The sequence below is a fragment of the Arcanobacterium wilhelmae genome, assembly GCF_029632765.1.
Lineage (GTDB): Bacteria > Actinomycetota > Actinomycetes > Actinomycetales > Actinomycetaceae > Arcanobacterium > Arcanobacterium wilhelmae.
Genome location: NZ_CP121247.1, coordinates 505,185 through 518,103 on the forward strand (window position 1 = coordinate 505,185; position 12,919 = coordinate 518,103).

Sequence of the window (12,919 nt, forward strand, 5' to 3'; positions counted from 1 at the left end):
AGGAATGCGGCGAGGATTCCCTCGCCGCATTCCTCTCAATCGATACTCAGAACACAGACCCAGATTGCCCCAAGTGGATTACACCGATAGTGATGGGGTTGTGGCCCCCTGTTAGCTGAGCTTGAATGCTCGAGTTGGAATTGTTGTCACGAGGTCGACGGCGACCTCCCGCGCTTCTTCGAGGCTGAGGCGATGCTCGGCCACGAGCCGCGCGAGGTAGCGGGCGTCAATCCGCCGGGCGACGTCGTGGCGTGCCGGGATCGATGCGAAGGCACGGGTGTCGTCGATCATCCCGGACGTCTTGTAGAAAGTGGCGTAGGGGGTCACCTGTTCGCGGTATCGCAGGATTGCATCGGGCTCGTCGAGGAACCACCAGGGCGCTCCCACGTACACGCCTGGGTAGTACCCGGCGAGCGGGGCGAGTTCGCGCTGGTACACGTCCTGGTCCATCGTGAACAACACGACCTGGAAGTTCGGCTGGTCGCCGTATTCGGCGAGCATGGGAGCGAGGTTATTCGTAAATTCGGTTTCCATGGGGATATCGCCCCCGACGTCGGCGCCGAGGCGCGCGAATGCCTTCGGGTCGTGATTACGGGCAACTGCCGGGTGGAACGTCATGATCAGGCCGTCCTCGCACGCGAGGCGCGCCTGGTCGTTGACCATGTGGCGGCGCAACCGGTCGGCGTCGTCGGGGCAGATGCGGCCCGAGAGGGCGAGCTGGTACAGGCGCTCGGCCTCGGCATCGGTCAGGCGCGCGGTGCCCGGGTCGCGGTGGGAGTGGTCGGAGGAGACCGCTCCCATGTCCTTGAAGAACCGGCGACGCAGTCGCATCGCCTCCACGTGCCCGGCGTAGGTGGACACGTCCTGGTCGGCGGCCTCGCCGAGCGCCTCGGTGAGCGCCAGCCAGTCGGCGCGCACCGGCTCGAGGTAGGCATCCGGGCGGAACGTGGGGATGACGCGCCCGCTCCACGTCGGGTCCGCCGCGAGCGCGCCATGGTGACGCAGGTCGGATACAGGATCGTCCGTCGTCGCGAGCACGGCCAGGTTGAAGCGCTCGTACAGTGCGCGCGGGCGGAACTCGTCGCTCGCGAGGCACTCGGCGATCGAGTCGTAGATCGCGTCGGCAGTCTGACCCGACGGAGTCACCTCGATCCCGAACACGTCCGAGAGCTCGCTGGCCAGCCAGCCGGCCACGGCGGTGCCCCGGAACGCCCACCAGTTCTCGCACAGCAGCCGCCAGGCAGCGCGTGATTTCTCGGGCGTCATCGGGCTACCCACCGGCACGCCAAGGTCGGCGAGATCCACGCCCGCCACGCCGTGCAGGATCCGGTTCGTGTAGTGGTCGGGAGTCAGGAGCATCGAGGTGGGATCCGTGAACGGCGTGTTCTCGGCCAGCCATTCCGGAGGGACGTGGCCATGCGGGGAAATGATCGGGTGTTCGTTTGCGGCGGCGTACAGCTCGCGCGCGATCTCGCGCTGCGTCGGGTCGGAAGCGAAATAGCGATCTGGATGTGGAGTTGGCATGATGATTCCTTTTTCAATGGCGGTACTGTGCCGGTTTCATTCTTGAGAAGACATCGTGGGCCACGGGGGAGTAGTGGGCAGCAGGCGCGAATAGTCCTCGATCAAGGCCTCCTGGTAGGCTCCCGCAAAAGTGCCGTCGAGGAACTTCGGCAGTGCTTCGGTGCGTAACCGTTCCCAGGATTCAGCTTCGTGGCCAGGGTTGATGGGGTACCACAGCGCCCCAGCGGCGGCAGCTGCGCGACCGTCGCCCGGAGCGTCTCCCAGGAGCAGGATGCGTTCGGGAGCGTACTTCCCGACGGCGGCCGCGGTGAGGTGCTCGAGCTTCGTGCCCATCTCCTGGCCGGCGATCACCTCCACGTACTGTGCGAGATCGTGCTCGGCCCACTCGTGGTGAAGCATCGCCAGCGACGCCGCCGACACCACCATCGTGTCCGCAACCTCGGCCATCCGGGCCATCGCCTCGCGAACGCCAGGGAACGGCTGAGTGTTGTGAACCATCCAGGAGGCCAGCTCGTTGACGATCCGGCCCCACTCGAGGCACGTTTCCAGTTCAGGATCCGGATGGTCGGCCATGAACTGGCGCAGCCCAGCCTCTGATAGTGGCAAACCGGAGGCGACGAACGCATGCAGCGCATCGCCGTCGGGAAGCCGCACCCCGGAGCGTGCCACCTCCGGGCGGTCCTTGAGCAAATCGAAGAACAGCGCCAGGCCGCTCCAACGGTTGATGCCGCGGTAGCCCGAATGCAGATTCATGAAGATCGCGGTTTCGCGCGCGATCGTGGAGATCGGCTGCAGGTCAAACGCCTTAATATAGGCCGGCGCGAAGCATTCGTAGTGCTTGATGTTCATCTGGTCGATCGCGCAACCGTCCGAATCCACGCCGATGAAAAACTCATGACGCGGGGTGAACTCGCGCAACACGTCGATGCTCATAGTCCCTCCTCAGATCCGGGTGTCGATCTTGCCGCAGAACGCATCCACCGGGCTCACGCCCGTGAACTCGCTGGCGCCCTCGAGCTTGTCTACAAGCGCTTCAAGCGTAAACGGCTTGTCGTCGTAGGTGTTGATGTACGTCTTCACTTGCGGCACGTCCACCAGCGCGTACGGGGTGGCGGTGGAGACGTAAATCGTTGGCACTTCGAACACATACCATGGGATATCCACCGTGCCCTTCGTCGCCGGCCACATCACGCGCTCGGTGGGCTGCATCATGCCGTCGATCTTGGACACGAGCAGCACCAGATCGCAGCGATCGGTGAGCGAAGCGATCGGCGCCTTGCCGGAGTACACGTTCTTCACGGCCGTGGCCTGTTCCTCGGGCGTCATCGCCTCGAGTTTGTCCAGGAGTGATTCGTGGCGTTCCACCTCGTAGCCGCGCTGACGAAGCAACTCTGCGACGGCGTCGGCTGGGTGCCCGGCCTCGCCGCCGCCCCCGAACGCTTTCGAGATCGGGTTGCGCGGGCCGGAGACCGCCACCACGAGCACGCGCTTATGGGAGGTAGGGGAGATCGGGAGGACGCCGGCCTGCTTGGATTTCACCAGCGTGATCGCGTGATCCGCCACCTGGCGCGCGACGGCGGTGTTCTCCGGCAGCCCGATACACGCGAGAGCTTCCTCCTTGGGTGGAAGGATCTCCTCGCGGGGCGTGCGATGTAGCCCCAGGCGGGCCTTGAGTCCAAGGATTCGCGTGAGGGCTTCGGTCAGACGCTCTTCGGTGATGACACCGCTTCGGTACCCCTCGAGCATCCAGGCCATGTCTTCATCGGGATCATTGAAGAAGAGGAACATGTCACACCCGGCGGCAATCGCGGCGGGGAGCAGATCCTTGCGTGCCATTGCGCCAGTCAGGCCCACCATATGCGAGGCGTCAGTCACCACAACGCCGTTGAATCCGAGCTTCCCTCGCAGGAGGTCCGTGAGGATCTCGTGCGAGAGCGTGGCCGGGAGTAGATCGTCGTCGGACATGCCTGGGTTGAAGTGGCGCTGGTAGGCGGGCTGCATGATGTGCCCGGCCATGATGGAAGGCAGGCCGGCGTCGATCAGGCCCTTGTAGACCTTTCCGAACGTTGCGTCCCACTCCTGAACCGAGTAGTGGTTCACGGAGGCGGAGAGGTGCTGGTCGCGTTCGTCGAGGCCGTCGCCCGGGAAGTGCTTCGCAGCCGGGAGGATCCCCGATTCCATGATGCCCTTCATGTAGGCGAGCGACAGTTCGAGCACCTGATCCGGATCCGAGGAGAAGGAACGGTTCGAGATGATCGGGTTGCGCCAGTTACGCATGATGTCCACGATCGGTGCGAAGCTCCAGTTACAGCCGATGGCCGAGGCCTCGACGCCGGAGATCCTGCCCATTTCGTAGGCCCATTGTGCGTTGTTCGTTGCCCCGATCTTCACCTCGTAGCCTACGTACGTGCCGTCCGTGCATGCTCCGTTCCCGCCGGCCTCGGTGTTGGCCGCAATCAGGAGTGGGATGCGTGATTTCGTTTGCAGGATATGGTTTTGTTCCCATACCTCTTCGGCCGTGCCTGGGTTATAGCGAACAGCGCCGATATGGTAGTTCTCGAGCACACCGGTGAGGTACTCCTCGCTGCGCGAGGCGCCCATATTCACGAACAGCTGGCCGATTTTCTCCTCGTCGCTCATTTGGGCGATCGTGGTGCGAACCCACTCGATATCGGCGGCCGAGAGGTTGTAGGGGGCTGCGGTCAAGTCAACCATGGATCTACTCCTTATCAATACGCGGGCGGGGCTTTTCTTAGTTGTTGAGAGCATCGGGATGAGGCGTCAGAGTTGTCGTTGCCGAGGTGCACGGCTGCGCGAGCGAATCTGAGGCGACATCGGCCACGAGGATCTGAGGCTCCTCACGGCGAGCGGTCAGGATTCGGTTGTTTTCCTCCACGCGGCTCTTCTTCAGCGGGTACAGGAAGAACAGCGCGGCTGCCACCACCACGCACAAGATTCCGGGCACGAGGTTAGCGAGCATGTAGATCGATTCATTGACGGCAACGCTTTGACCAGTTCCCTGCTTTGCTGCCGTCTCAGAGTAGCCAATGAGGCTGAGTGCCCAACCAATTGCGCCGCCAGCGATTGCCTGGCCCAGCTTGCGCGCCCAGGAGTAGACGGCGTACACGGTGGCGTCGTCGCGCTGGCCGGTGGTGACTTCCTGGTGGTCGATGACGTCAGTAATGAAGGCCCATACGAGGTAGTTGAAGATCGAGATCATGAAAATCGCGACGGCATAGAAAACGAGCCAGACAACCACGCTTTCGACCTTGATGAAGTAGGCGGTGAGAAGCACTGCGCCACCGATCAACATTGCTGTGATGGACACTTCGGTTTTGCCGAAGCGCTTCGCCAGCAACGGGGCAATCACGATCAGAGCCAGCGACGGGATGATACCGACGAGGCCAGTGTAGGAAATGAGTTTTCCGTTGCCGAAGTAGTTGAGGAACAAGTACGAGAGCATTCCGGACAGGAACAGATTTGCGATCAACAAGATGAGCGCAGCGGCAATGAGCCCACCCAGCGCACGGTTTGTCACGACTGCTTTTGCCATTGCGCCGAGCCCATGCTCGGTGGTGTCTGCCTTAACGGGAGTTTGGATGCGCTCGACTGAGAAGACGTAGCACACGGCGTAGCAGATTACTGCGGCGATGGAGCACAGAATGCCGCCCCACATCATGCGTTGCGGATCGAGAACCGAGACTCCCGCAGCATTCGTCACGTAGACAACCAACGGCAGAACAAAGACGATGAAGAGCTGTGCAAGGGCTGCGCCAGTGGAGCGGTAGACGGAGAGCTGTGCTCGCTCGTCGGAATCGGCTGTGATCACTGATGCCATCGAACCATAGGGAATATTGATTGCCGTGTAGAAGATCGAGCCCCACAGGAAGTAGGTGGCACACATCCACACAACCTTCGCCGTGTAGGAATCGAAATCTGCAACGAAGGACATGTACATGAGCGCAGAGGCCACTGCTACCGGAACCATAATGAACTTGATCCAGCGCTTGAATTTCGTACCGCCGTCACGAACCGGCAGGCGGTCAACCAGAACGCCCATACCGACGTCGGTGAAGGCGTCGAGAATTCGTGCCACGAGCAACAAAAGGCCAACGTGCGCGGCTGAAACCCCGACCACATTGGTGTAGAAGACCATGAAGAACATGACCTGGAGGATGAAAGTAAAGTCGTTTCCAAAATCGCCAAACATGTAGCCGATCTTGTCGCGGAAGCCGAAGGGACGCTTGCGCGCGGTCTGGAGCGGAGTGCTCATGATGTTCTCCTTTAAACGTCACGTCTCAGCCTCGTCCGCGGCACCCTCGCCTGCGAGCAACCTTGCTCCCGGCCTTGCTGAGTAACTTGTGCTAGCGATAATTCCACATCGGGAAATCGCCGCCGCTCTTGTTGCCAAAAGTTTCCGCCGTCCCGAAATAAGCTCTGGAATACCGCCATTCTTCATGTGGGCCGTTCGTCCCCTGTCGCAACTTTTGGCAACAATTGCACGCGCTGAGGCAGAATTTGTTTACATGAGGGAAACATCCGCAACGACAGATGGAGATGACGATGACGTCGATTACCCCAACGCGTTCCCGCAACGTTTTTGACCTTTCCGGCGTGTGGAACTTCCGCGTCGATTCCGCAAATTCCGGCTTCGACGAAGGCTGGTTCGCCGGGCCGCTCGATGGCGCCCGCACGATGCCCGTCCCTTCCTCCTTCAACGACGTCACCCTCGATACCGACGAGCGCGACCACGTGGGATACCTGTGGTATCAGCGTTCCGTGGTGGTTCCGCGCACGCCCGACGGCGATCACTTTGTGTTGCGTTTCGGCTCCGCCACGCACTCGGCGGTGGTGTGGGTCGACGGCGTCGAGGTGGCTCGCCACGAGGGAGGCTATCTTCCATTCGAGGCTGACATCACCGAACAGATCGAGGGCAAGGAAGAGTTCCTCTTGACGGTGGCGGTGGACAACCGCCTGTCCTGGCAGACAATCCCGCCGGGCTACGTCGCCAAAGATTCGCGCGGGCGCGACGTCCAAAACTACTACCACGACTTCTACAACTATTGCGGCCTCCATCGGGCGGTCCTGCTCTATACGCGCCCGGACGTGCACGTTTCGGACGTCACGGTGGTCACCGACGTCGACGGCACCACCGGCGTCGTCACCTACGACGTCGTTGCAGACGGTGCTTCGGAGGTGTCTGTTGTGCTTCTCGACGCCGACGGCGCGAGCGTCGCCACCGGCGTCGGTGCCTCCGGCGAGCTGCGCGTGGAAAACGCCAACCTGTGGGCACCCGGCCGCGGCTACCTCTACACGCTGCGAATCACCGCGGATACGGATGTGTTCGACCAGACCGTCGGAATCCGCACCGTCGAAGTCAAAGATTCGAGGCTCCTCATCAACGGCGTCCCGTTCTACTTCCGCGGCTACGGCCGCCACGAGGACAACATCGTTCGTGGCAAGGGCCACGACAACGTGATGATGGTTCACGATTTCGAGCTGATGCAATGGCAGGGAGCGAACTCGTTCCGCACCTCCCACTACCCGTACGCGGAAGAAGTGATGGACTACGCCGACCGCATGGGATTCGTGGTGATCGACGAAACGCCGGCCGTCGGCATGAACACGGGCCTGAGCGGCGGAATCTTCGGCGGCGAGCCAAAGCCCACCTTCTCCGAGGACACCATCAACGCGCAGACCCAGCAGGCGCACGCCCGTGAGATCCGCGAGCTCATTGCCCGCGACAAGAACCACCCGTCCGTGGTGATCTGGTCCATCGCGAACGAGCCCGAGACCAACACGGACGCCTCCCGCGAATACTTTGAGCCGCTGGTGAAAGTGGCCCGCGAGGCGGACCCGACGCGCCCGGTGGGCTACGTGAACGTGATGCTTTCCACCCCACCGGTGGAAAAGATCATGGACCTGTTCGACGTCGTCATGCTCAACCGCTACTACGGCTGGTACGTGAACACCGGCAACCTTGCCGACGCCGAAGCCGCACTGCGCACCGAGATCGACCAGTGGATCGAAAAGTACCCGGGCAAGCCCATCATCTTCACCGAGTACGGGCCTGACACCCTCGCCGGGCTTTCCGACTTCCACCGCCGCCCGTGGAGCGAAGAATTCCAGGCCGACATGCTCGGCATGTACCACCGCGTGTTCGACGACTACCCCGAGGTGATCGGCGAGCAGATGTGGAACTTCGCTGACTTCCTCACCACACCCGGCATCATGCGTGTGGGAGGGAACAAGAAGGGAATGTTCACCCGTGATCGCCTGCCCAAGCGCGCCGCATACGAGGTGCGCGAGCGCTGGCTCACTATGCAGGAGAAGCTGGGCTTCTAGCCCGCACACCGTGGGGCTTCGGGGTGGCCAAAGTGCGTGGCTGCCCCGGAGCCCCTACTTTTTAGCCTCGCCCGTCGATTCGCGTTCCGCAAACTCCATCGGCATGATCAGAGTTTTGCGCTCGCGGTTGGCGTGGTTCGCGATCTGCCAGATCAGGGACTTCGCGGCCTTGCGGCCCACATCGTAGCTGCCGGAGCTCAGCGAGGAGATCGTGGGATCGGAGAACGAGGACATCACCGAATCGTCGATACCGACCACCGAGACGTCGCCGGGAACCGAATACCCCTCGCTCATCACCTCTTTAATGAAGCCCATCGCCATCATGTCGTTGTAGGCGAGGACCGCCGTGGTGGGGTGCTGCATCCACAGGTGTGCGCCGTCGATCCCGCCGAGCAGGCGAGGGGAGAGGTTTGGCGTGTGGCGAAGTGTGATCCCGTACTCGTGGCACTTTTCCTGCGCGCTGCGCCAGCGCATCCCGTTCGCCCAGGACAGCTTCGGTCCGGACAGGTACAAGAGTTCCTTGTGCCCGAGTTCGGCGAGATAACGGCACACGTCCCCGATCCCGCCGGACGTATCGGGCAGCACGCACGTGTGTCCGTCGAGGAAGCGGTTAAGGAGCACCAACGGCTTCGTCTTCTCGATTGCGAGGATCGCCGCCGGGGTGAGGCGCGAGCCCGCCAGCGCGATGCCGTCCACTTGCGGCAACATTTTGCGGATCGTCTTCTCCTCGATCGCCACGTTCTCGTCCGAGTTGATGACGACGACGCCGTAGTTCGCCTGGTGGGCCGCGCGCTGGAAGCCCTCAAGCAGCGTAGCGAACACGGGGTTCGTCACGTCTGCCATCACGAAGCACAAAATCGACGAGTGGTGGGAGTGGGCCGGGTAGGAGGAGCCGGACTGGCGGAAACCAAGCGCCCGGGCGGCCTCGAAGATCTTCGCCGTCGTGTCGGATGAGACGCGCGCTGGATTCGAAAACGCTCGCGAAACGGTGGAGGGCGACACTCCTGCCACCTTCGCCACGTCGTAGATCGTTGCTCGTTTATCGCCGCTCATTTGCCACCTCTCTGTGTTTACAGCCCAGTGTGCCACCGGAGGGGGAAGGTGCGCTACTTCGTGAAAATGAAGTACCGGTAGCCGACGTAACGGAACGCGGTGCCGAGCACAAGGCCGACCACATTCGCTGAAATATTATCCGCAAGCTGGCTGGTTAGCCCGAGAACGTAACGAGAGAACCACAAGCATGCGAGAGCGATCAACAGTCCTCCCACGTTCACGGCAACGAAAGCGGCGAGTTCGCCGCGCGCGTCCTTATCCGACTTGCCTGCGAACGTCCAGAACCTGTTCACCACCCACGAGAAGATCACGGAGACGGATACCGAGATTGTTTTGGACACGAACTGGCCTGTGCCGGGCGTGAAGAACCAGCCCGAGTAGGCAAGAAGGTTGAACAGGCCCACATCCACAACGTAGCTACCGAGGCCGACGATGCAGAATTGAATAAACTCCACCAGCCACTGGCCGAATGTTTGGCCGCGCAGGAGCTTGTTCACGATTGGAGAGTTGTGCACGGAGCTCATCTTACTTGAAGGTCTCCGGAGTCACCTCGCCGTCTCGCACTTTGTTCCAGAACCCGCGGTCGTCGGCGAGCTTCACGGTGGACTGTGTGCCGTAGCGGAAGTTTGCGTCCTCGATCGGGGGAGTGCCCATGTTTTTCGCGTTGGTGGCGTTTTTGAGCGCCAGCCCCGCCTTCGCGACGTCGATGAGCGACGTATCGCGATCGGCAGTGAGTACCTCACCCACCGAGCCAACGAGCGCATACTGGGTGAACGGGTTGAGTGCGTTCGCTGGGGTGAGAGCTTTCGCGAGGATCTTCGACACTACCTGGCGCTGGCGCATCGCGCGCCCGAGATCGCCGAGGGGATCTGAGTAGCGCATGCGTGAGAACTTCAAAGCTGTCACACCGTCAACATCGTGGCAGCCGGCTTCCCATGTGAGCGCTGCGTGTGAATCGTTAAACGACTGGTCCCAGCACAGGTTGATTCCACCGACAGCGTCGGTGAGGTTCTCCACCCCACCCATGCCGATCTCGAGATAGTGATCCACGGTGAGCCCGGTGAGCCCCTCCACGGTTTTCACGGTCAGTGCGGCGTCTCCCAGGGAGAACGCCGAGTTGATCTTGCCCATGCCGTGCCCGGGGATATCCACGAGCGAATCGCGCGGAATCGAAATGAGCGACGGATCCCCAGAATCCGGCACCTGCAACAGCATGATCGTGTCCGAGCGCTGGCCCTTCGTCTTCGACGTCGGGGCGTAGTTTGCGCGCGAGTCTGAGCCGACGATCAGATACGTGGTTCCGGGAGTATCCGGCGCACCTGAAAGCGCGTCTTTACGGCCTAAAGCTGCATTTCCCTTGGAGTAGAGGAAGGTGCCCCAGCCTGCGATCACGAGCAGGACCATGAGCAGGAGGATTCCGATCCGCTTGCCCCAGCTCATTCGGCGACGGCGAGGCGCAGGGCGCGGCGGAAGTGGTGGCTCGGTGCGGTTCGGTTGCATGGCGGCAGGCGCCCTCCGGGTGCCCTCCTGCGCTGGGGCTGGGCGGGTGTGTCCCGCTGGCGCGTACGACGGCGGCTGGGACTGCTCGGGATGGAAATCTTTGGTGCGCATCACGCGGGTCGCGTCGGGACGAGCGGCCTCAGTGCGTGAGGAAGTGCCCTGCGTTCGAGAAGTGGGGTAAGCGGCACGTGCAGACGACGCCGACTGTCGCACCGGCGTCGTCACGTTCGGATCCGGCTCGGTGAAAGCGGAACGCCGGCGTGGAGCGCTCGGCCGCCGACGGCGAGGAGCGACGGGTTCGTCGCCGCGCTCATCGCGGCGATCACGAAAATCGCTCACTACTTCTTCTCCTTAAGGATCGCGAAGCCGCTACCGGCAACCTCTCCGAGGCCGCCATTGGCAGACGAGATAGCGTTGTTCTTCGCGGCCTTGGTGAGCGCGTCCGGCGGAACGGGCTGATCGGCCTTGAGCGCTTCCCATACCTGTGGGGCGGTGGGGGACGGAACTACGCGAGCACCGGCCCAATCCCACGGCATCGTGTAGAAGTTGAGCGAATCGCTCTTGAGCCCAGTGAGATTCGAGGCGAGTGAGGCGAGGAACGAAATATCGCCCAGGCCCTTTGATACGTCGAGGTTCTTGATGACCGACTGCACGGTGCGGTAGAGGGTGGGCAGATCCGAGACAGAGTTTTGCTTGAGCGCCTTATTGATGATCGAGGTGACCACCTGCTGTTGGCGATCGATACGGCCAATATCTGAGCCGTCGCCGATCGACTTTCGGGCGCGAGCCAGAGCGAGGGCATCTTCGCCGCCGAGAGTTTGGCAACCGGCGGGAAGCTTGAGATGAGCAGCCTTATCGTCGATCGGTTCAGCCACGCAAATATCGACGCCGCCGAGTGAGTTGACGATGTCTTGGAATCCGTTGAAGTTCACCACGGCGTAATCGTCAATGTAGATTCCCGTCATCTGTTCCACAGTCGACACGGCGCAGGCTGCGGCAGCTCCGACGTCGCCGGTGGTGCCTCCGACGGCGAAGGCGGAGTTGAACATTGCCAGTTCCTTCGCGGTGCTCTTCGAGCCGTCGGGAAGATTGCAGGAGGGGATAGGAACGAGCATATCGCGCGGAATCGAGACGACGTCCACGCGCTTGCGGTCTTTCGAAATGTGCATGAGCATCGTTGTATCCGCGCGCATTCCGGTGACGTCGGTGTGTGTGGTGTAGCCCTCGCGTGAATCCGAACCCAGAATCAGGATATTCAGCGCGCGGTTTTTCTTATCTGCGTTTTCCGCCACGGGACGGTTTGCGCTACTGACCAACGAATCGAGATCGTGTGTTTGGATCGAGGAGACGAGGTTGTAGTAGATCGCGCCGAAGGCGGATCCGACGAACAACACCAGCGCCAAAAGTGCGAGGGCGAGGCTTCGTGCCCACGGGATCGCTCGACCATTCGTGGAACGATGTGTAGCTGCACGTTCGGAAAGACTGTTCACCTACGCAACTCTACTGGTAAATCGAGTCCCGCGTGTGCGACCTGCGATGGATGGGCCTGTTGTTTCGATCATGTCAGATGCGAACTGGTGGGGTAAAAGACTCAGCGTGCTCGGTGGCGAAGATGCTGTCGGCCGTCGAGGTGGCGCCCACGATCACAAGCGAGTTGCCGCTCGATAGGGTTGAATAGCCAACGGAAATCGCCTCGATCACTGACGGGGACACCAGGCCGATCCGGCCTTGAGGGACGTGAGGTACCGCGTTCGCATAAAACGAGGCGTTCGATTCGTCACCCAAACCGGAAAAGAGAAGGGAATCGGGGAAAGACATCACGTCCGCCGCGCCGTCGTACACCCCGGGGTCGAGTTCCCCGGCCCAGGACAGTGCAAGAGAGCCGAGGGGGAGTGCGACGACGGTGTCGCCTGAATCGAGTTCGATGCCGTGGGGGCGTGAGGTGACGACGACGGTGCCTGGCTCGGCGTCGGCAATCTTCTCGCGCCCAACCACAACGTTTCCGCCCGCGACGAGCGCGGCGAGAGCCCAGGCGAACGTTTTCCAGTGAAGTGGCAGGTCGAGTACGACGCGGCTGCCTGGTTCGAGCTCGACCTCATCGACGAGGAAGTTCGCGATCTTCGCAATGTGGTTCGCAAGCACTTTTCCGGACAGTTCGATCCGGTCCTCTCCATAAACGGTGAGGGCGGGTGAGGTGCCGATTTTCTGCAACTGTTGGTACAGGGAATCCGGGGAATGCATGGGAAGTCCTTTCGATCTGGTACCGAGCGTAGCCGCAGGTCGTGGGGCGTACAGCGCTCTTCGGCGTCGGGCGAACAGGCGGCTGCCGGATCTGGGAAACGGGCGACGTCGGATACGCAACCCGGAGGGAAGTGGCAAAAATCGCGGGGGTGAGTTTCTCATAAAGAATTGACTTTTGGGGGATAACACACGTGTAATTTATAGGGTAAGCAAATAGTCAAGGAGGCCCAACGCATGTGGGAACGGAATCACGCCC

At 61.7% G+C, this 12,919-nt stretch carries 10 protein-coding genes; 1 reads left to right on the forward strand and 9 read right to left on the reverse strand.

The window, feature by feature from the left end; genetic code table 11:
• Positions 1-111: 111 nt before the first annotated feature.
• The 4 genes from uxaC to P8A24_RS02130 are packed head-to-tail and all read right to left on the reverse strand — an operon-like array spanning position 112 to position 5,797.
• Positions 112-1,524 (reverse strand): glucuronate isomerase, encoded by a 1,413-nt coding sequence (gene uxaC, locus P8A24_RS02115; RefSeq protein ID WP_278059253.1) that lies wholly within the window; start codon positions 1,522-1,524, stop codon positions 112-114.
• Positions 1,525-1,560: 36 nt separating this feature from the next.
• Positions 1,561-2,457, reverse strand: a complete 897-nt coding sequence (locus P8A24_RS02120) for an HAD family hydrolase (RefSeq protein WP_278059255.1) — start codon at positions 2,455-2,457, stop codon at positions 1,561-1,563.
• 9 nt (positions 2,458-2,466) lie between these two features.
• The gene (locus P8A24_RS02125; protein WP_278059257.1) at positions 2,467-4,239 is read right to left on the reverse strand and encodes a glycoside hydrolase family 3 protein; all 1,773 of its coding nucleotides are present in this window, start codon (positions 4,237-4,239) and stop codon (positions 2,467-2,469) included.
• A 37-nt stretch (positions 4,240-4,276) separates the two neighbouring features.
• Positions 4,277-5,797 carry an MFS transporter gene (locus tag P8A24_RS02130; RefSeq protein WP_278059260.1) on the reverse strand — a complete coding sequence of 507 codons (1,521 nt, stop codon included), beginning with the start codon at positions 5,795-5,797 and terminating at the stop codon, positions 4,277-4,279.
• Positions 5,798-6,087: 290 nt separating this feature from the next.
• Here P8A24_RS02130 and uidA point away from each other — a divergent pair, with 290 nt between their 5' ends.
• Positions 6,088-7,869, forward strand: coding sequence for a beta-glucuronidase (gene uidA, locus P8A24_RS02135; protein ID WP_278059262.1), 1,782 nt, complete (start codon positions 6,088-6,090; stop codon positions 7,867-7,869).
• A 54-nt stretch (positions 7,870-7,923) separates the two neighbouring features.
• Here the strand turns inward: uidA and P8A24_RS02140 are convergent, their stop codons facing one another.
• From P8A24_RS02140 to P8A24_RS02160, 5 genes are all read right to left on the reverse strand, one after another.
• On the reverse strand, positions 7,924-8,922 hold the full coding sequence (locus P8A24_RS02140) for a LacI family DNA-binding transcriptional regulator (protein WP_278059264.1): 999 nt from the start codon (positions 8,920-8,922) through the stop codon (positions 7,924-7,926).
• A gap of 53 nt (positions 8,923-8,975) precedes the next feature.
• Positions 8,976-9,437: a GtrA family protein gene (locus P8A24_RS02145; protein ID WP_278059266.1), complete on the reverse strand. Its 462-nt coding sequence runs from the start codon at positions 9,435-9,437 to the stop codon at positions 8,976-8,978.
• Positions 9,438-9,447: 10 nt separating this feature from the next.
• Entirely contained in the window at positions 9,448-10,761 is a 1,314-nt protein-coding gene (locus P8A24_RS02150; protein WP_278059268.1) for an LCP family protein, read from the reverse strand.
• Positions 10,761-11,912: an LCP family protein gene (locus tag P8A24_RS02155; protein ID WP_278059270.1), complete on the reverse strand. Its 1,152-nt coding sequence runs from the start codon at positions 11,910-11,912 to the stop codon at positions 10,761-10,763. The genes P8A24_RS02150 and P8A24_RS02155 overlap by 1 nt, the downstream gene beginning before the upstream one ends.
• Before the next feature lie 73 nt (positions 11,913-11,985).
• A complete protein-coding gene (locus tag P8A24_RS02160; RefSeq protein WP_278059272.1) occupies positions 11,986-12,663 on the reverse strand; it encodes a TIGR03089 family protein in 678 nt (225 codons plus the stop codon).
• Positions 12,664-12,919 lie beyond the last annotated feature (256 nt).